Origin of the sequence: Aquimarina algiphila, from assembly GCF_947494415.1 — a bacterium.
In the GTDB taxonomy this organism is placed as follows: Bacteria; Bacteroidota; Bacteroidia; order Flavobacteriales; family Flavobacteriaceae; genus Aquimarina; species Aquimarina algiphila.
On record NZ_CANLVC010000006.1, the window covers coordinates 1207211 to 1229960 of the forward strand.

General features: G+C 35.2%; 10 protein-coding genes. 1 reads left to right on the plus strand and 9 read right to left on the minus strand.

The window, feature by feature from the left end:
* Positions 1-5: 5 nt before the first annotated feature.
* The 5 genes from PQF96_RS14475 to PQF96_RS14495 all read right to left on the minus strand — a co-directional run bounded on the left by PQF96_RS14475 (position 6) and on the right by PQF96_RS14495 (position 3845).
* Complete coding sequence (locus PQF96_RS14475) at positions 6-743, minus strand: tyrosine-protein phosphatase (RefSeq protein WP_109437676.1); 738 nt, start codon at positions 741-743, stop codon at positions 6-8.
* Positions 744-906: 163 nt separating this feature from the next.
* A complete protein-coding gene (locus PQF96_RS14480) occupies positions 907-1641 on the minus strand; it encodes a head GIN domain-containing protein (protein WP_109437675.1) in 735 nt (244 codons plus the stop codon).
* A 26-nt stretch (positions 1642-1667) separates the two neighbouring features.
* Positions 1668-2759 (minus strand): DUF4097 family beta strand repeat-containing protein, encoded by a 1092-nt coding sequence (locus PQF96_RS14485; protein WP_271766997.1) that lies wholly within the window; start codon positions 2757-2759, stop codon positions 1668-1670.
* A complete protein-coding gene (locus PQF96_RS14490; RefSeq protein WP_143918281.1) occupies positions 2740-3300 on the minus strand; it encodes a hypothetical protein in 561 nt (186 codons plus the stop codon). The genes PQF96_RS14485 and PQF96_RS14490 overlap by 20 nt, the downstream gene beginning before the upstream one ends.
* Positions 3297-3845, minus strand: coding sequence for an RNA polymerase sigma factor (locus tag PQF96_RS14495; protein ID WP_109437673.1), 549 nt, complete (start codon positions 3843-3845; stop codon positions 3297-3299). Before PQF96_RS14495 ends, PQF96_RS14490 begins: the two co-directional genes overlap by 4 nt.
* A 222-nt stretch (positions 3846-4067) precedes the next feature.
* Between PQF96_RS14495 and lon the strand changes: the two genes are divergently transcribed.
* Entirely contained in the window at positions 4068-6518 is a 2451-nt protein-coding gene (lon, locus tag PQF96_RS14500) for an endopeptidase La (RefSeq protein ID WP_271766999.1), read from the plus strand.
* A 105-nt stretch (positions 6519-6623) separates the two neighbouring features.
* Here the strand turns inward: lon and PQF96_RS14505 are convergent, their stop codons facing one another.
* The 4 genes from PQF96_RS14505 to mreB all read right to left on the minus strand — a co-directional run bounded on the left by PQF96_RS14505 (position 6624) and on the right by mreB (position 22559).
* Positions 6624-8564: an OmpA family protein gene (locus tag PQF96_RS14505; protein WP_271767001.1), complete on the minus strand. Its 1941-nt coding sequence runs from the start codon at positions 8562-8564 to the stop codon at positions 6624-6626.
* Positions 8565-8576: 12 nt separating this feature from the next.
* Positions 8577-9494, minus strand: a complete 918-nt coding sequence (locus PQF96_RS14510; RefSeq protein WP_271767003.1) for a PorP/SprF family type IX secretion system membrane protein — start codon at positions 9492-9494, stop codon at positions 8577-8579.
* Positions 9495-9563: 69 nt separating this feature from the next.
* Positions 9564-21092, minus strand: a complete 11529-nt coding sequence (locus tag PQF96_RS14515; RefSeq protein WP_271767005.1) for a PKD domain-containing protein — start codon at positions 21090-21092, stop codon at positions 9564-9566.
* A 429-nt stretch (positions 21093-21521) separates the two neighbouring features.
* A complete protein-coding gene (gene mreB / locus PQF96_RS14520) occupies positions 21522-22559 on the minus strand; it encodes a rod shape-determining protein (protein ID WP_109437668.1) in 1038 nt (345 codons plus the stop codon).
* Positions 22560-22750 lie beyond the last annotated feature (191 nt).

A 22750-nucleotide genomic window follows, 5' to 3' on the forward strand; every position in this document is an offset into this window, starting at 1 on the left:
TTATATTAAGAAAAAATAGAATTTTTTTTCATTAACCTAGTTATTTTTTCAGCTACCTTTTTAGGGAATCCTTGTTGTAGTATTCCGAGTTGATGATAATTATGTATGTCTGATCCGGTAAAATCTATATAGTCAAGATCGATTAATTTCTTTGCAAAAGACTTAATGTTTTCCCCGTAATATCCAGATACGGATAACAAATTAAGCTGAAATAAAAACCCAGATTTTTTAAGTTCGTCATATTTTTTAAGATCATCTTCATAGAAAGAATATCGTTCTGGATGTGCAAGAATAGGGATATATCCAGCTAATTTAATTTCAAATAATATTTCATTAAGATTTATAGGAGGACCAAATGTCGACATCTCTACAAGGATATAATTCTCATGAAGAGGTAGAATGTCATTTTGTTTTAAACGATCATAAAACAAATCATCCATCATGTATTCTGCACTAGATAATAATTCAACACCTGTTATTCCAAGAGGGGTAAGAATCTCTTGCATTTCTTCTAGTTTGGTGCATATGGTTTGTGATGAATTTGGCCAAACGTCCTGAATAACATGGGGAGTTGTGATTACTTTTTTGATGCCAATTTTTTCTAATTGCTCTAGGATGTAAGCAGATTGATATACAGTCTTCACTCCATCATCAATACCAGGAAGAAGATGAGAATGAATATCTACATAGCCGTTAGGAACAACTTCATAAAAAGGGGTTTCTTTTTTTGATAAAAACGACAATATTGTTTTATTTGGGGTGAATTTAAACTAAAAAATACTTATTATATTGATATTTAACAATAACTGCAAGTATTTTTCAAAAATAGAGATTATTGAGCATAAAAAAAACTGTTTAAGAATGAACTCCATAAACAGTTTTTTTAATTGTTTTTAAATTGTGATATTAACGTTTTGTAATATCTCCGGATCCAGATACTTTTTTGTCTTCTTTTTCTGGATTTCCTTTATATGCAATATCTCCAGATCCTGATACTCGTGCTTTTAAAAATGAAGTCGCGGTGAGTTGGATATCTCCAGATCCTGATACAGCAGCATTGGCATTTTTTGCATTTAATTCATAAGCTTCAAGATCTCCAGACCCTGCAACACTACAGTTAAAACTATCTGTTTTTCCTTTTAAAACTAAATCTCCGGATCCAGATACTTGAGCATAGGTCTTATCTGTGTCTACTATAAGTTTGATATCACCAGAACCCGATACTGCTGTTTTAAATTCTGCAGCTTTAATAGTATCAGAGCTATAGACATCTCCCGATCCAGATAGGGTCACTTGAGTTAAATCTTTAAAAGGAACTGTAATTAATAGCTTTTTTCCAATAGATGGTTTTAAATAATATCCTTTTTGAACATATATTCTTAGTGCATCACCTTCAACTTTAGTTTCGATATAATCAATAAGGTTACTTTCTCCTTCAATAGAAATTTTTCCTTCAGTTCCAGAAACTAAAGAGACGTCAAGGCTTCCTTTTACTTTAATCTGATCATAATCAGATGTAGTTCTTTCTTTAGTGGTCATATTACCATCACCTTTAATTTTTTTTCCATTTCCCCACCATTGAGCCTGTACTGTAGTTATACTACATAGTGCTATACCTAATATAATTGTTGTTACTTTCATTTTGCTGATGTATTATAATTTGTGTATTAGTTTTTTCTTAGTTTAATTCCTCCATAGCTAGACGTAATATTAATTGTATTTCCGCTATTTGCCTCACCTTGATATCCTTGATACTCTTTTTTAGAACTTTTCACATATTTTTTCTGAACGGTGATGCTTTCATCAACCTTTACACCTCCATACGAAGTTTTGATTGAGAAATCAAAAGTACAACCGTTTTCATATCCGATATCTGCAGAAGTATAATCTGTTTTGATAGTTACATTTCTAAAAGAAGGTTGTAAAGACTGAATGGTAATGGATCCATAGTCAGAATCTATATTTAGTGCCTCAGAAATACTCCCAATTTTAGTACTTACATAATCAGATTGTCCAGTTACATCGCCTCCATTTTCTATTTTGATTGAACCATAATCACAGTTATAATTTAGGTTTTTTATCGATTTAAACTTTGATTTGGTATAATCGGCATTAAGATCAATTCTATCAGATTTACCTATTTCAAAATCAGAATAGTCAGCATTAATCTTTCCATTTTTCATATATTCTATGGTGCTATTATTTGTGTAATCTATATTGATGTAGTTGTCATTTCCTAACAATTCACCAAGGATAATTTGTCCATAATCACAATTGATTTTTGCAGTACCCTGTATTTTATCAAGATTAATATTTCCATAATCATTATTAAGGTCTACACTATTGGTTACAGGAACTTTTACAGTGTAGTTGATCTTCATGTTTAGATTGTTATTCCAACCGCTGGTCCATTTATCCCACCATGAGCTATCACTCTTATTAAAAGTAGTTCTGGCACTAACCATTTGAGATGAAGCATCAAATTCTACACCTATTGATTCTAATTTTTTTATAACTTTTTCTTCATCATTACCGCTTACTTTAATATTAATTTCCATGACGATCCGGTTTTCATTCCATGAAGTGATATCCAGATTACCATAATCATTACTAATTTTTAGTAAAGCATTTGCGTTCACCGAGAATTCTTTTTTCAATTTTTTTTCCTTGGTGTATTTCCCTTTTAAATCTCCATTATTGGCTAACGCTAAAGCTGGAATGAGTAATAATAAGATTATATTATAGTATAGAGTTTTCATTTTCTGATAATTTAAATTCTTTAATGTCATTAATTTTTTGAAGTACATCTTCTAACAAATTTGCTCGCTGCTGAAAGTTTTGAATCATTGCACTAATTACCCTTTTATCATTTCCACTATGAAAAAGATCTTTTTTTAGGGTTTCATAATCCGATTCCAATTTTTCTAATTGCAACATTGCATCGGTAACCAGTTTTTTCGTTTCTGGAGAAGAAATCTTATTGATTTCCTCTAGTTGCACTTGAATCGCAGAAGTGAAAAAACTTTGAGTTTCTTCCATTTGAGGTGAAACACTAGCTAAATCTACTTCTTCTTTGGTATCAATTTTAGAGGTCATAGTCACAATTCCAAATAGAATGGCAACAGAAGCTGCGATTGCAATTGGTGTATACCAATTCCTCTTTTTAGGCTTTAACGGAACGACTTTACCTTGACCTTGCAGTTTTTCTAAAAACCGCGCCTTGTGGTTAGCCGAAGGTTCGTATATGTCTAATTGATCCTCCATTCGTTCAAATAACTTTTCTATATTGTCATTGTTCATACAAATTGTATTTTTTTTCGTAAGCTTTCTTTTGCGCGCGAAACAAGCGTACGACAATTAGAATATGATATATTCATAATTTGACAGATCTCTTCATAATCATACCCCTCAATTAGATGTAATGATAATGCAGTGCTATAGCTGTCTTTTAGTTCAGTTAGCGTATTTAATACAGCATTCACCTTTACAGAAGCTAAATCTTCTTCTGCTATTCCTGTACTATCAGAAAGAGCATATTCTACAGTTTCTAAAGCTACTTCGCGATGAAGACTATTTTTACGTGACACAGTTAAACTAGCATTAATAACTATTCTTTTTAACCATGCGCCAAACATATTATTGTCTTCTAGCATAGAGAGCTTGGTAAAAGCTGTCAAAAAAGCTTCTTGCATGACGTCTTCAGCTTCTGCGCTATCTTTTATGATTCTCAATGCCGTATTGTACATTGCTTTATAATAACGGTTATACGTTTCGAGCTGCGCATTTTGATCATGCTCTCGACATTTGGCTATTAGTTGCTCTGTATTTAGTTGGGTTAGTGACAAAAAAATTAATTTACTTTTAAATAAAGATATATATTGATTTGATTTGTTACAGTTTTAAAATATTTTTTTTAAAAACTTATGGCATAACAATTGAAATATAAATAATGAACGTATATTAAAACCCTAGTTTTATTAGGTTTAATGAAGTTTTAGTTGATTTAAATAAATTTTAAAAAGAAATGTTGTTTTGTAGTAATGACAAAATGACTTTGATATATACTTATGGCGAAAACCAAATTTACAACACTTGACAGTTTGTCATTTCAAGGAATAGAAGAAGATGCAGAGTTAATACCTTTGATGACTCCTGAAGATGAAGAAGAAATAGACAAAGAAGATCTACCAGAGATATTATCTATTTTGCCTTTAAGAAATACGGTTTTGTTTCCTGGAGTTGTTATTCCTATTACAGCCGGGAGAGATAAATCTATTAAACTTCTTAACGAAGCTAATAATGGAAATAAAACAATTGGCGTAGTTTCTCAGAAAGAAGAAGGAATAGAGAATCCATCTTTAAAAGATATTAATAGAGTAGGAGTTGTAGCTCGTATTCTAAGAGTCTTAAAAATGCCAGATGGCAATACTACTGTTATTTTACAGGGTAAGAAACGATTTCATATCGATGAAGTAGTAGAGGAAGTTCCTTATATAAAAGCCAAAGTAAAAGAAGTTCCCGAAGCGAGACCAGCTAAGGAAAATAAAGAATTTAGTGCGATAATAGACTCGATTAAAGATTTGGCTCTAGAGATTATAAAAGAAAGTCCAAACATTCCATCAGAGGCTTCTTTTGCCATTAAGAATATAGAAAGTAATTCCTTTTTGATCAATTTTGTGTCTTCTAATCTTAACCTTCCTGTAGAGGAAAAACAAAAACTATTAGAGGTTAATGATCTAAAAGAAAGAGCATTAGCTACTTTGAAATACATGAATGTAGAGTTTCAGAAATTGGAACTTAAAAATGATATACAGAATAAGGTTCAGCATGATATGAGCCAGCAACAACGCGAATATTTCTTACATCAACAGATGAAAACTATCCAGGAAGAACTTGGAGGAGTTTCGCATGAAGATGAGATTGAAGAAATGCGTATGCGAGGTAGAGATAAAAAATGGGATGAGGATGTAAAAAAGCATTTTGATAAAGAACTAGCCAAAATGCAGCGTATGAATCCGCAGGTAGCAGAATATTCTATACAACGTAATTATTTGGACCTATTTCTTGATTTACCATGGAATACGTTTAGTACTGATAAATTTGATTTAAAGTTTGCCAAAAAAGTTTTAGACAGAGATCATTATGGTCTTGATGAAGTAAAACGCCGTATTATAGAATATTTGGCGGTGTTAAAACTTCGTAATGATATGAAATCCCCAATATTGTGTTTATATGGGCCTCCTGGAGTTGGTAAAACTTCTTTAGGAAAATCTGTGGCAGAGGCATTAGGAAGAGAATATGTAAGAATCTCTTTGGGAGGATTGCGTGATGAAGCAGAGATTAGAGGGCATAGGAAGACTTATATTGGAGCGATGCCAGGTAGAATTATCCAAAGCCTTAAAAAAGCGGGAACTAGTAATCCAGTATTTGTTTTGGATGAAATTGATAAACTTTCTGTTGGTAATCAAGGAGATCCTTCTTCTGCGTTATTAGAGGTTTTAGATCCAGAACAAAACTCAGAATTTCATGATAATTTTCTTGAAATGGGATTTGATCTTTCTAAAGTAATGTTCATTGCTACTTCGAATAGTTTGAGTACAATTCAACCAGCGCTTCGGGATAGAATGGAAATTATTAATGTTACAGGATATACGATTGAAGAAAAGGTAGAGATTGCTAAACAACATTTATTACCTAAACAATTAGAAGAGCATGGACTGGATAAATCTCATATCAAACTAGGAAAAGCACAATTAGAAAAAATAATAGAAGGCTACACCAGAGAATCAGGTGTTAGAGGATTAGAAAAACAAATCGCTAAAATGGTACGATATGCTGCAAAGAATATAGCGATGGAAGAGGAGTATAATGTTAAGATTAGTAATGAAGATGTTATAGAAGTTCTTGGAGCGCCACGACTAGAACGCGATAAATATGAAAATAATGATGTTGCAGGAGTTGTAACCGGTTTGGCCTGGACGAGAGTTGGAGGAGATATATTATTTATAGAATCTATTCTTTCTAAAGGAAAAGGAACCTTAAGTATAACAGGGAATCTAGGTAAAGTAATGAAGGAATCTGCAACTATTGCGATGGAATTTATTAAAGCAAATGCAGCCGAATTAGGTATTAAACCTGAAATTTTTGATACTTATAATGTACATATTCATGTTCCGGAAGGAGCTACCCCAAAAGATGGTCCAAGTGCAGGGGTAACTATGCTTACTTCTCTGGTATCTTTATTTACGCAACGTAAAGTCAAGAAAAGTCTGGCAATGACTGGTGAAATCACATTGCGAGGAAAAGTACTTCCGGTTGGCGGAATAAAAGAAAAGATTCTTGCAGCAAAAAGAGCACACATAAAAGAAATATTACTTTGTGAAGATAATAAGCGAGATATTGATGAGATTAAATCAGAATATCTAAAAGGTTTAACTTTTCACTATGTGAAAAATATGGAAGATGTTCTAAAAATAGCCATAACGAATACTAAGGTTAAGAATGCTAAAAAACTTTAAGAAGTAATTATTAATAAAAAAAGACCCAATATGAATATATTCATATTGGGTCTTTTTTTATATATCCTTACCTTAAAATTACTTCAACATTAGGAAAAAAGAAATTTACATTTTGATAATAATAAATTCTGATCTTCTGTTAAGTTGATGCCTGGCTTCTGAACAAGGGGTATCATCAGCGCATTCATTTATGAGTTGAGACTCTCCATAGCCGATAGCACTTTCAATTCTATTGGCTTCAATTTCTTGTGAAATGATATATTTACGAGTAGATTTTGCTCTTCTATCCGATAATTGTGCATTGTAATCATTATTACCTCTAGAATCTGTATGAGACTCTACTTTTATAACCATATCTGGATATTCTTTCATCAAAAGAACTACTTTATTTAGCTCTGAAGCAGCGTCATTCCGTATAAAAGATTTATCTAGATCAAAATAAATGATACCGATTTTTATTTTTAGAACACCATCTTCTTCTACAATAAGCTTATTTACTGTAGATAAAGTAACAAGTACGTTAGTTTCTCCAGATTTTTTATTTGTTATTGCAGGCGTAGTGCTTGGTTTATATCCTGTTTTTTCGGTCTTTATTTCATATGGAGTATTACAATCGACTTCATAATTAAATGAAAATTTACCTCCAGACTGACTTTGAGTCTCTTCAAGTATTTCTCCATTCTCAGAAAGTAAAGTCAATTTAGCACCACTAATAAAACCTTTTGTAGTAGCATTAGATACTACACCAGTCATAGTTTGATCGCATACTTCTATAGGAGTTCTCTCAAATGAATAAATATCATCATCTCCTTTTCCTGATTTTCTATTAGAGCAAACATAACCTTTATTAGTGTTTTCATCAACTATATACCCAAAATCATCAAGATTACTGTTTAAAGGCGCACCCAAATTAACAGGAGTATCAAATGAATATTCATATTTACTCTCAAAAACATCTAAACCACCTAACCCTAAATGTCCATCAGAAGCAAAATAAAGAGCATTGTCGGTAATATAAGGAAACATTTCTCTCCCATAGGTGTTAATATTAGGTCCCAGGTTTTTGGGTTGAGAATAATTGTTATCACCGAGAATATCTACTACAAATATATCTGTTCCTCCTATAGATCCAGGCATATCTGATACAAAGTATAATTTTTTACCATTTTTGCTCACTGTTGGGTGCCCTACAGAATACTCATCACTATTAAAAGGTAATTCTTGAACATCTGTCCATTCAATTTTTTCACCTCCTTCAACAATTTTTGCACTATATAATTTTAAATGATTAATGCCTTCATCATCTCTACCCAAATCACCATTAAAATTATTCCTGGTAAAATAGATTGTTTTTTCATCTGGAGAGAATGCTAATGTTGCTTCGTGATATCGGGTATTTAATTCTCTCGAAAACTCCTCAAGAAATTTAACATCGGTTTGAGCGGGGTTAATTTCTCCTAAAAGCATATTTAGAAAAGGTTGCTCGTTCCAATGATAATTTCTGGTGTGATAATTTGAAGTATCGACTGCTGATGAATACACAAGTTGATCTTTAAAATACATGGGTCCAAAATCAGAAAATTCGGAATTAATTTCCAGGTTTTTTAATGTAAATTGTGGTTCAAGGTCCAGTACATCTTCAATGCTTATTTTTTCTTGAGAGTATTTCTGAGCTCTTGGATCTTGATTATTAGCTTTTTGAGAGAACTTTTTCATCCATTTTTTGGCAGAACGATTATCATCAATTCCCTGAAATGTATGTGCATATCTAAATAAATATTCTGCTTCAACATTATCTGGATACTCAGATAGTAGTACGTCATACCATTTATGGGCCTCTTCCATATTGGTATTAAAATAATATGCGTCTCCAGCTTTTTGAAGTACTTCTTTAGACTTATCTCCTTTTTCTATCGCTGCTTCATATTCTTTTGCAGCTTCGATATACCACATTTTGTCAAAGAATTCATCCGCTCTTTTGTGTTTTTTTTGAGAATAACCAAAAAGAGAGAGTAAGATTAGACTTAGGGTAATTATATTTTTCATACACTATACTTTTTAAAAGAATCTTGGTGATTTTAATCGTTTTTCCTGTGATTTAAGCTCGAATCTTACCATGATTTCATGACTTCCTGTTGTAAATTGTTGCAATTCTGTCGTGGTATAATCAAAAGCATAACCTATAAGTAATCCTGGAGTAACTTGAAAACCTGCGAGAGCACTTACAGAATCATCCCATCTATAGGAAGCACCAAGCCGTAAACGATCATAAAACATAAAATTAGCAGATAGATCAACAATAAGAGGAGCTCCCACTACATGCTTTACTAAAAAAGCGGGTTTAAATTTTGTTTTTTGACTAAGATCAAAAACTAAACCTCCTATAAAGAAGAAGTGTAATCTTTCTGATGCTACAGATTGTTGAATATCATCATAATGGTCGTCTGTAAAAAAGTTAGGTATAGAAACTCCTAAGTAGCTTTTTTCACTATGTAAATATAACCCGGCACCAACTGTTGGGAAAAACTGATTATTAATATTTTGTTGAAATAGAATATCCGGGTTCTGTGATTGGCCTTTTGTCCAATCAATGTTGAATAATCTTCCTCCTCCTTTAACTCCAAAAGAAAGTCTATGAGTTTCTGAAGCTTTTATAGTATATGAGAAATTTAGATCAAAATAGAATTCATCAGATGGACCAATTTCGTCATTTACTATGGACAAACCCAATCCAATTTTTTTACCTATAGGACTGTCAACGGTTAAGGTTTGCGTTCTTGGTGCTCCATCAATTCCTACCCACTGTGATCTGTGAATTCCTGTTACAGTCATATGACCTCTGGAACCGGCATATGCAGAATTAACACTTAACGTATTATACATATACTGGGTAAATTGAGGATCTTGTTGTCCAAAAGCGCAGTATGTGGACGCGATCATTAAAATCCCTAATATTTTTTTAGTAATTATATTCATGTTCTGATTTGATTTGGTTTGGAGGTACATCAAAATGGATATACCTCCTTATAACTTTATTCTAAAAATTTATCTGTTTAAATAAACCCAACCGGCTTTTGGTTTGGTACCATCTCCAAGATCCAAAATATAGTAATATGTACCTACGGGTAACTTGTCTTCGACATAGATTACAGCTCTTCCGTTTGAGGTACCATCCCAAGAGTTATCATAACCGTCTTTTTCAAAAACAATATTTCCCCATCGGTTATAAATTTCAAGTCTATTATCTGGATATTGCGAAATACAGTCAATACTAAAAGTATCGTTTACTCCATCATTATTAGGTGAAAACTCATTGAAAACAGTTAAACACTGTGTTACAACAAATGCTTCTCCAGAGTCATTATCTGTATTAATATCAAATTGATCTAGATCAAACAAAGAAGCTACATTGATATAATCATCTATATCTAATACTTCTGCAGTTATAGTTAATGTTTCGGTTTCATTAGTATTCACTGTTGGAACAATCCATAGACCTGAGACCTGGTTATAATCACCAGATGAAGCAGAGGAAGACACATAACGATATCCTGTTGGTAGTACATCTTGTATTTGAACATTAGTTGCAACGTTAGTATTACTATTATTGGTTGCTGTAATGGTAAACATCACTTCTTCACCTATAGTAACATTTACTGGGCTTACTATTTTGTCAACCCCTATATCAACAAATTGTGGAGTAACAACCACAGTGGATTCATCATCATCTGGTATACCATCAGCAAAATCATCGTTATCAACTCCAGAGGTAGTATCACTATCAGGATCTGCTTGATCAGATCTGGTGATTTCTGCGATATTAATATACTCGTCAGTTGTATTTGTAGGTTCATTTACAGTTGCCAGAATAATTAAAGACTCAGTTGTACCATTTAATATTGTACCATTAATAGACCAAATTCCGGTAGTACTATTATACAACCCAGCGGTCGCTACAAAAGAAACAAAAGTATATCCGATCGGTAATTGATCGGTAATTTCTACACCTGTGGCATTACTATCTCCGCTATTAGTCACATTAATGACAAATTCTACAGTATCTCCAACCAAAGGAGTAGCATTATTTACTACTTTTTCAATTGATAAATCAGCAAGACCAGAAGGCATTGGATTTACAGTATCCTGATCATCTTCAGAATCTACATTATTATCTGGGTTAGAATCTGGATCAAAAGTGTCTAGCGCAATTAATTCTGCAGTATTAGAATAACTACCAGTAGGTAATACAGTTACTGTAATCGTAAGAGTTTCTGTAATACCATTAGCGAGGTTTCCTATATCCCAAGAACCTATGGTTTCATCATAAATACCAACCGAAGGGTTTGCACTATCAAACATATAACCAGAGGCTAGTACATCTTCGACAACAATTCCTGTTGCATTACTAGGTCCATCATTAGTTATTGTTATTGTAAATGTAATTTGATCACCAACAGCAGGGCTCATCACATCTACTGCTTTTGTAACAGATATATCAGTGATTACTCTTGGGAATACTTGAACTTCTTCTTGATCATCTTCAGCTAAGATGTCATTATTTGGTGTTGAATCCGGGTCTAATTCATTAACAGCAGTTACTTCTGCTACATTGGTATAATTTCCTAGTGTATTAATAGAGACAGTTATGTCAATACTTGTTGTTGCTCCAATTCCTAAATTTCCGATAGTCCATAAACCAGTGCCAGAATTATAATCACCTCCACTAGTATCTGAAATCCAATTAAACCCAGAAGGAATAGGGTCAGTTACAACAACCCCGGTTGCTTCACTCGGTCCATCGTTAGTTAGTGTAAGAGTAAATGTGATATTATCAGTAACATCTGGGGTGGTATTATTAACTGTTTTTGTTAGAGATAAATCAGCAACAGGAATAGGAGTAGTACCAATAGTACTTGTATTATTAGGAATATTTGGATCAGTAGCCAAATTATCTGAAGCTGTAATTTCTGCTATATTGGTATATACACCTGTTGGGTTAACGGTTGCAGTAATCGTTAGTCTTTCGATATCTCCTTGAATAAGCGTTCTATTCACTGTCCATAATCCAGAAACATCATCATACACTCCAGCTGTTGCTTCATAAGAAACAAAGGTATATCCTGTGGGTAACAAATCAGTAACTACAATATTTCTATCACTGCTTAATCCTAAATTCTCTAATAGAATGGTAAACTGAATATCACTACCTACTTGTGGAGTTGCGTTATTTACAGATTTAGTTACTCTTAAGTCAGATACTGAAATAGGAATAGGTTCTATAGTGACTTGATCATCTTCTGTATCATCATTATTTGCAGGGGTAGAATCAATATCGTTTTCTGTTGCATCAGTAACTTCAACAACATTGGTATAATCCCCCATTGCCAATACATTAGCGGTTATTGTAAGTGTTTGAGTAACACTGTTAGCAAGATTACCTATTGTCCAGGAACCATTTAATGGTTCATATGTTCCAACGGTGACGGTAGAACTTACGTACTGATATCCAGAAGCCAATAAATCGGTAACAACAACATTTGTAGCATTACTAGGACCATCATTGGTTACTGTCATGGTAAAGGTAATAGTTCCACCAACATTTGGAGTTAAATCATCTGCGACTTTGGTTACAGAAAGATCAATACGAGGAGTTAGAACCGGAGTTACCACCACTTCATCTTGGTCATCTTCTGCAAGAATATTATTATTAGGTGTAGAATCTAAATCCAATACACTAGATGCGGTAACTTGTGCAACATTTGTATAATTACCGGTTTCATTTACCAAAACATCTATCAATAACGTTTCTGTATCTCCACTAGGTATTGTACCTATATTCCATATTCCTGTAGTTTCATCATAAACACCTGCAGTAGAACTATAGAGTACAAAGTCATATCCATTTGGTAAAAGATCGGTTACAGATACTCCTGTTGCAAGAGCAGGTCCATCGTTGGTTACTCTGACCTCAAATGTAATTTCAGTACCTGTAAATGGCGTAATATCATTATCAACAACTCTTTTAATTAAAGATAAATCTGCGACATCTAAATAATCAATTCTCACTTCTGCTTGATTAGAAGGGTTTCCATCATTATCATCTACGGTATAAAAAATTGGTGTAGGATCAGTTATAAATCCTGGATCAGGATCAAAAGATAATGTTTGTGTTGCAGGATTGTATGTCCAGGTTCCTTCTCCTGTAACAGTAAACTCTGTTACATCACCATCACCATCTGTGATAATACCAGTTGCACCTGCGGGTAGAATTAAATTTACTCCATTTGGATCTAAGATACCATCCGGATCACTATCATTAGTAAGTATTGTAATATCTACTGTATTACCAGGAGTATTATTTAAATTCTCATTATCAACTGCAACCGGCGGTTGGATTGCATAGTCAATAGTTATAGTAGCCGGAGCAACACTTATTTCTAGATTGTCTGAATCTATAATATTATAATCAATAGGTGTTGGGTCTCCTGTAAATCCTGCTTCAGGTGTAAATGTCATTTGTCCTGTTGCTTCGTTGTATAGCCAGTCACCTTCATTAGGAACAGTAAAACCGATAGTTGTAAAATTGGCACCGATTACAGGACTGGTTGCTGTGATAGGAATAACTAAATCCACAAAAACATCAGTGGGTAAAGGAGTGCTTCCATCTGCTAATACATCATTATTAATGATATTGAGTGTTACCGAATTGTTAGTTACATTATTAGAACTATTATCATCATTGGGCACTGGAGGTGTAGGAGTATATTCTATATTAACTGTAGCAAGATTTGATGTGTTTCCATCATTATCATCTACCGTATAGGTAATATCAGTCGGGTTACCAGTAAAACCATCTTGCGGATCAAAACTAAGTTCTCCGGTAATCTCGTTATAGGACCAAATTCCTTCTCCTGGAACTGTAAATCCAATAACATCTCCATTCAAGTCTGTAATTACATTAGTTGCTCCAACCGGAGTAGTAAGATTTACAGACATAGGATCAATAGTTCCATCGGCATCAGTATCTCCAGTAAGAATTGGTACATTAACTGTATCTCCAGCCGTATTAGCCAAGCTATCATCATCATCTGCTACTGGAGGTATTTGATAGATCACAGTAATTAAAGCTGTATCTGTTTGATTGTTATCCAGATCGGTTAATTCATAAGTAATTGGTGTTGGATTTCCTGTAAAGGCAGGAATGGGGTCAAAAGTTACAATTCCAGTTACGGGACTGTAGGTCCAATCTCCTTGCCCAGGAACATTCAATGTCGTTTGTATTCCAGGAGTTCCTGGATCTAAGTCGATAGAAACATCTGTAACATCTGGAGTAGTTCCATCAGCCAGCGTATCATTATCTAATATAGATACATCTGTATTATTTCCTATCACAGTTGCAACCGCATTCGTATCATCATTGGCTACAGGAGGAGTAGGCGTATATTCTATATTTACAGTAGCAAGATTTGATGTGTTTCCATCATTATCATCTACAGTATAGGTAATATCAGTTGGATTACCCGTAAATCCATCTTGCGGATCAAAGCTAAGTTGTCCTGTAGTTTCATCATATGACCAAACACCTTCTCCAGGAACAGTAAATCCAATCACATCACCGTCAAGACTCGTGATTATATTTGTTGCTCCACCTGGTGTAGTAAGATCGACTGTTGTCGGGTCAATAGTTCCATCGGCATCAGTGTCTCCTGTAAGAATTGGTACATTGACTGTATCTCCAACAGTATTCGCCAAGCTATCATCATCATCTGCTACTGGAGGCTGTTGATAGATCACAGTAATTAGTGCTGTATCTGTTTGATTGTTATCCAGATCGGTTAATTCATAAGTAATTGGTGTTGGATTTCCTGTAAAGGCAGGAATGGGGTCAAAGGTTACAATTCCAGTTACGGGACTGTAGGTCCAATCTCCTTGCCCAGGAACATTCAATGTCGTTTGTATTCCAGGAGTTCCTGGATCTAAGTCGATAGAAACATCTGTAACATCTGGAGTAGTTCCATCAGCCAGCGTATCATTATCTAATATAGATACATCTGTATTATTTCCTATAACAGTTGCAACCGCATTCGTATCATCATTGGCTACAGGAGGAGTAGGCGTATATTCTATATTTACAGTAGCAAGATTTGATGTGTTTCCATCATTATCATCTACAGTATAGGTAATATCAGTTGGGTTACCCGTAAATCCATCTTGCGGATCAAAGCTAAGTTGTCCTGTAGTTTCATCATATGACCAAACACCTTCTCCAGGAACAGTAAATCCAATCACGTCACCGTCAAGACTTGTAATTACATTTGTTGCTCCACCTGGTGTAGTAAGATCGACTGTTGTCGGGTCAATAGTTCCATCGGCATCAGTATCTCCTGTAAGAATTGGTACATTGACTGTATCTCCAACAGTATTCGCCAAGCTATCGTCATCATCTGCTACTGGAGGCTGTTGATAGATTACAGTAATTAGTGCTGTATCTGTTTGATTGTTATCCAGATCGGTTAATTCATAAGTAATTGGTGTTGGATTTCCTGTAAAGGCAGGAATGGGGTCAAAGGTTACAATTCCAGTTACGGGACTGTAGGTCCAATCTCCTTGCCCAGGAACATTCAATGTCGTTTGTATTCCAGGAGTTCCTGGATCTAAGTCGATAGAAACATCTGTAACATCTGGAGTACTTCCATCACCAAGGGTATCATTATCTAATACAGATACATCTGTGTTATTTCCGATTGGAGTTGCAACAGTATTGGTATCATCATTTGCTATAGGAGGAGTTGGAGTAAATTCTATATTTATGGATGCCACATTGGATAAATTACCGTCATCATCTCTAACTGTGTAGGTAATATCTGTTGGATTACCGGTATACCCTGTTTCTGGAGAAAAGCTTAATAATCCAGTGATACCATTATAACTCCATGTCCCTTCACCCGGAACTATAAATTCTATTACATTTCCATTAAGGTCAGTAACGATTCCTATCGCTCCGCCTGGGGGGATAAGATTTACCGTAGCTGGGTCAATAAGCCCATCAGGATCATTATCATTAGTTGTAATAGGTAAATTAACTGTTGTTCCGACAGCATTAGCTAAGCTTTGATCATCATTAGCAACCGGAGGTTGTTGATAGACAATAGTGATAAGTGCTGTATCGGTCTGATTATTATCCAAATCGGTAAGTTCATAAGTAATCGGCGTTGGACTGTTTGTGAATCCACCTACCGGAGTAAATGTAACTTGTCCGGTTCCTGGGGTATACACCCAGTCTCCTTGAGTAGGAACATTAAGTGTGTTCTGTATTCCAGGAGTAGTAAGGTCTAAATCCACATCTACATCTGAAGGGTTTGGTGTACTTCCATCTGCTAATAAGTCATTATTGATAATGTTAAGTATTGTAGGATCATTAATAGGAGTAGGAGTCAAATTAGTATCATCATTGGCTACTGGAGGAGTGAACGTGTATTCAATATTAACTGTCGCAACATTTGAAGTATTACCACTATCGTCTCTTACGGTATATGTAATATCAGTTGGGTTGCCTGTAAAACCAGGTTCTGGCGAAAATGTAAGTTCACCTGTATCATCATCATACGCCCATGATCCTTCTCCTGGGACTGTAAATCCAATCACATCACCATCAAGATCTGTAATGATACTTGTTGCTCCAACCGGAGTATCCAGATCAACACTTTCTGGGTCTAAAGTTCCGTCACTATCAGAATCATTATTAAGAATGATAACAGGTACAGGGTCTCCTAGAGTATTATTTAAACTTTGATCATTAACTGCAACAGGAGGATCATTTGGTGTAATCGTTACAGTAGCTTCATCTTGATCATCTTCTCCAGGAACATCATTATTTGGTGTTGAATCCGGGTCAAACTCATTGCTTGCCGTAATTTGAGCGGAGTTATTATAAGGCCCTGTAGCATTCACAGTTGCATCAAATGTAAGATTTATAGTGGTTCCGTTAGGGACATTTACACCGCTCCATGTTATGGATAAATTACCAGCATTATAAAGTCCGGAGTTGCTTACTGTACCTGGAACTAAACTATACCCTGCAGGTATAATATCAACCACTTCAACTCCTGTGGCATCAGAACTTCCACTCGCATTATTATTAGTGATCGCAACAGTAAATGTTACGGTTTCACCAATTTTTGCGGCAGCTGGTAAGACTGATTTGGATAATTCTAAATCTACTATAGGAATAATTACAATAGTTACTTGATCAGATCTGGGATCACAACTCCCATTGGTAACAGTCCATTCGAATATATAGGTTCCTGCAATGGTACTTGTTACATTGCTATTTGGATTTGTATTATCATCGATATTAGCTACATTTGGACCTGAGACTTGAGTCCATCTTCCTACTGAAGGTGGGGAGGCAGCTGTAGCACCTAAGGTCACAATTGAGAATTCAGGTAAATTTTGATCTGGTCCAGCTTCCGCTATGATGGGATCAGAAACGACGGTAACTTCCATTATATCGGTTGATGTACATCCTCCACCAACTGTGGTCCAGGTAAATTCATATGTTTCTGGTGCAAGATCGATAACCAGACTATTAGGGTTATTGGGAGCTGTAATAATAGGCCCCGCTGGTCCGCCGGTTTGAGTCCAGGTACCTGTGCCACTTGCAAGGGGGACAGCATTTAAGAACGTTTGTGTTTCATCACAAAGATTTTGATCAGGTCCTGCATCTGCAGGAGTAGGAGGAACTCCAGTAAATGTTAATGTTACAGTATCGGATTGAGGATCACACAGATTTGGTGATACGGGATCTGTAAAAGGACTGGTGTTAGAGTAAGAAACTGTCCATGTTAGTACATAAATATCATCGATACCATCATTACCAACATCACCAGGAACATTAGATAAAATAGTTTGTGGATTATTAATATCGTTTATTACTACAACTCCACCTGAAGGATCGTCTCCAGGATTTGCAAAAGACCATGTTCCTTCAGCAAATTCTGGTAATGTAGCATTCAGTTGAGTATCTTCTTGACATGCATTAGTTTGATCAGAACCAGCGCTGATTGGTCCTCCAAAGACCTCTATTCTTACTATACTAGCTTTATCGGTACAATTATCAATAGAGTAATTCCATTGTAGAATATATACACCTGCTTCACTCAAACCATTTAATGTTGCATTGGGATTATTTATATCCCCTATTGGAATAGAAGCTGTACCAGATGGTTGTTCTAAGATGCTCCAAGTAGCTGTAAGCCCAGGATCTGCAGGCGGTGTACTCCCTGCTAATGTGATTGAAGTAGTATCATCACTACAAATAAAACGACTCGTACCCGCTATAGGATCTACCGAAGGTCCATCACTTATCGTAATAATAACCGTATCTGTATTGTTACAAACATCTCCTGGAGCAGTATAATTAGTTTCGAATTGAAATTCGTAAGTATTACCAGGAATAACTGAAGCATTTGCAGTATTACTACCCGGTGAAGATTGATTAATGGTTGATACGGGGGCACCATTAGCAACTTGTGTCCAGGTTCCTGTAGTTCCTGGAGTAGCTTCTAGAAATACACTGGTTACTTCACATAAATCTTGATCAGGTCCTGCACTAGACGGAGCATATACATCTATCATGACATTTTGTGATGAGGTAGGGCATAACGGATCACCGGTTACTGAGGATATTGGAGAACTTGAAGTAACAGTCCAATTAAAAACGTATGATCCTGTCGTTAAACCAGAAACATTAATATTATTATTGCTAGGATTATCTATGCTAGGCGTATTTGGACCCGATACCAATGACCATACTCCCGACTCTGTGATAGGGTTCAATAAGGGATCTGCTGTAATAACTGCATTAGTAGTCGCGCAAATCACTTGATCTCCAGCTGGAATGTTTGCCACTGTTGGAGGAATTCCTACTACAATAGTAACTTGATCTGCCGGGCTCGTCACCGGACAATCTTCGAAAGAGATAACCCATTCAAAAACATAAGTTCCATCTAAAAGATTAGAGAATGTAGCGGTTGGACTATTTTCATCATCTACAGAGAATTGCCCACCAGAAACTAAATTCCATGTTCCTGTACCTCCAGCCGGTGCTGGAGTAGCATTCATATCAAAAGATAATAATAATGGATCTAAGCATAATTCTTGATCTGGTCCTGCACTTACGCTTAGATTGGTGTCGGCTATTACTACCTGAACATCATCAGAAGTACTAGCACATCCATTAGGAGTAGGAGCAGTATATTGTATCGTCCATGTAAATATATAGACACCATCCGAAGGGACCGTGGCAACAGCATTAGGTTGTGTTGCATCCGGAGCAAAAGTAACTCCAGCAGCAGGTGAAACGGTCCATAGCCCTTCTTCGGGATTAGGTGTGGTAGCAGGAGCATTTCCTGATAATGAAACATTTGTAGTTCCTCCAGCCAAACATTGATCAACTCCGGCAGCGGCAGCTGTAGGCGATATATCTGCAGAAGTGGTTATATCTACTGTGTCAGTAGCAGGAGCTAGTGTACAAGCGGTATTATCTACAATATCTAAAGACCAGGTAAGTGTATAGGTCGTAGAAGGTGAAGAAAACCCAGAAGCTACTGCATTTGGATCATTTATATCAGAAAATGTTATCCCGGGAGGACCAGTCCAGGTTCCAGTCTGAGCGGCGGAGCCTGCATTTGCAGCTAGCTCTACATTAGCTCCAACACAAATATCAATTTGATCAGGACCTGCGTCTACAGGATTATTACTTATTGGTGAAACTTCAATTATTACTTCATCTGTTATAGGAGGTACACAATTAGGTCCTGCGGTTACAGTATATCTAAATTCATAAGTACCAGGAATCATACCTGATAAAAGAGGATTTTGTGCATAAATATCAGAAATAGTAGCAGTATTTGGACCAGATACTTGTGACCAAACTGATAGTTCTTGTGGAAGAATAGGACTTCCAGCAAGGGTTCCGCCTACCTGACCACATGCAAAATCTTGATTCACACCAGCATTAGCTCCACTAGGAGGGGCAGATATGATTATATTAATGGCATCATTAGCTTCATCACATCCTGTTAGCTGATTTCCGGTTCTTCTTCTTCTGAAATTAACGGTGTATGTACCAGGAACGTCAAATATATTAATTGTCGTTGGACTACTTACCGCATTTTGGTATGAAGTAGGAAATGAAATAGCAGAAGCGCTTGGCCCACCAATGATGCTATATTGAGTGTTATTACCATTAGTAAATGTAAAAGGAACATTTACAGTAGTGTCTCCACATGGAGCAACAATATCATTTCCAGAATTTACAACAATATCTATTACACCTACATTATAACGTACTCTAGCGGTTGCTACTTCTGTACAAAGTGTTACATTATTAGTTATGGTATAGGTAAATGTATAATCTCCTGGTGATGCAAGACCTGTTATTTGAGTAGTGCTATTCATTGGACTTACAATGGTAGCAGGAGGACCTCCAGTTTGATTCCATTCTACAGTTTCATTAGTAAAATCTGGAGTAGAACCTACTAATGTGGTTTCTGTAATCGAAGCATCACAAAACCGTTGATTATTATCTTGTATTGTCGCAGGTGTAATATCCTGCGTTGCAGGATCAATAACAATATTAACCGTATCACTACCCGTTGCACAAGGTCCGACAACATTCCATCGAAACGTATACGTTCCTTCTATAAGATCAGAGACATTGGTATTAGCACTATTAGGATTTGTTATGGATGGAAACGAAGGTCCGCTAACGAACGTCCAGGTTCCTTGTTGCCCATTAAGATTATTACCTCCAAAAGAACCATTTAAATTTGTGGATCGACTTACTGTATAACATTGATCTAAACTTTGGTTAGGCCCTGCATTTACAGGAATTTCACCACCATAATTGGTAACTGTAATATCTGAGGAAGAACTACACGAAGAAACAGAATTTGTAATCGTCCATCGTAATGTTGTACTACCCGCATTAGTTTCTGATAGGGTTATAGGAGTACTAGCTGAATTTGGTAAACTAATAGATACACCAGCGCCATTTCCTCCCACTATTGACCATTGTCCTGTTTCATTAATATTCCCAGGACTATTTCCATTAACAACTATAGAGCCTGTATTATCAGGACATGAAGCTACATCTGTACCAGCATCTGCAATGGTTATTGGGTTTACCACAATAGAAACAGTTTGGGAAGGGGTGTCGCCATTAAAACATTCCGCAGTATACTCAAATTCATAAGTATTACCAGCAATAAAACCTGTTATTATAGGGTTGTCTATTGTAGGATCGCTAATGATAACTGTTGGCCCAGCAGTTTGACTCCATGTTGGACCACTGGCATAAGTGTCAGGACTACTACCTTGTAATTGCATTATATCATTGATACATATCGTTTGGTTTAATCCAGCATTGATGGTACAACTTTGGGATTTGACGGTAGTAACCCCTGCAAAAAAGACTACTAAGAGTACACAAAATTGTAAAAACAACTTATTTGTTCTAGTTAGCAATCGACTGGGGATTTTCTTTTTTTCGGTTAAGTAAAATTGTTTCATAAAATGTAATTAGAAAACTGATGGTAAAAAATCTTATTTATGTTTCGTCAAAGGGCGTATTTATTACTTGAGAGTTTTGGGTATAAACAAAACTCTTTAAAATACAGGGGGTATGTTTTTTGACAATGTTTGGGGTTTATTGTAGTACCGTATAAAAATAACATAATTTTAACACTCTTGGATACGGCTAAAACGTAATATTTTTATGGTTTTTCCTAAGTTCTTGTTTTTTAGATTACTATCTGGTTTTTAGATGTGTGGGACATCAAAATATTAAAGAATTATTTTAAAAAATGATGCTGTACTAAATATGAAAAAAGGAGATTTCTTTTTTAGAGAAATGATTAGAGATAAACTATGAACTCTTAACACTATATATAATGATTGAAGAAAAAATGAAAATTAAATTTTATAGAACGATGTCTTGTATTACCTCCTCTTTTGTACAAGTACATCAGTATATCTATCGAGATTTTTAAGCACAATATCGCTTCCTTTTACTACAGTTTTAAGAGGTTGTTCCCCGAGATGTACAGGAAGTTCTGTAGTTCTTGATAATCGCTCATCAAGTCCTCTAAGCATGGATCCGCCTCCAGTTAGATAGATACCTGTATTATAAATATCGGCAGATATTTCTGGAGGAATTTCAGAAAGCGTCTCCATGATGGCATTTTCTATTTGTGTGATAGATTTATCTAGACTTTTTTCTATCTCTTTATATGATAATTGTATTTGTTGAGGCTTTCCGGTAAGTAAATCTCTTCCTTCTATTTGGATGTTATCTGGAGGAGAAGTTAAATTATGTATTGCAGAACCAATTTTTATTTTTATTTTTTCTGCCATAGATTCTCCAATGTGTAGGTTACGAAACTCACGTATATATTGAGTGATGTCCTCATTAAAAGTGTTTCCGGCGATTTTTACCGATTGACCGCTAATTATTCTTCCCAAAGAGATTACAGCAATTTCTGTAGTTCCTCCTCCGATATCAACAATCATGTTACCTTTAGGTTCCAAAACGTTTATACCTCCTCCAATAGCTGCAGCGATAGGTTCATGTATAAGGAATATATTTTTTGCATTTAATCGTTTTGCAGATTCTTGTACTGCTCGCATTTCTACTTCTGTACTTCCGCAAGGAATAGCAATAATCATATTATATGAAGAAAAAAATAACGAAGAATTAAGAGACGATAATCGTTTTATAAATGTCTTCAACATTTTTTCTGTTGCATCAAAATTAGAAATGACACCATTACTAAAAGGATAAATTGTTTTTATATTTTTATTGATCTTACCTCTCATCATACCAGCCTCTTTACCGACGGCAATAATTTTTCCTGAAATTTGATTTATAGTAATGATAGAAGGATTGTCGACCGCTATTTTTCCTTTGTATGTAATAAGCGTATTAGAAGTGCCTAGATCTATTGCAATTTTTTCGTTTAAAAAGTCAAAAAAGCCCATGATTTGTGTTACTTAGGTTAAGTATGTTGATTTTAAGGTAAACTAAAGTAACTTTATATCATACAAAGGGGGTTCAAAGGTAAATAACTTGGATAAAATGTAATTATTGTGTTGGCATCTTATTTTAACAAGGTTTCTGACCTATGATTTAATATACAAGCTGTTAGTATTTTGTAAAGACTATGTAATCA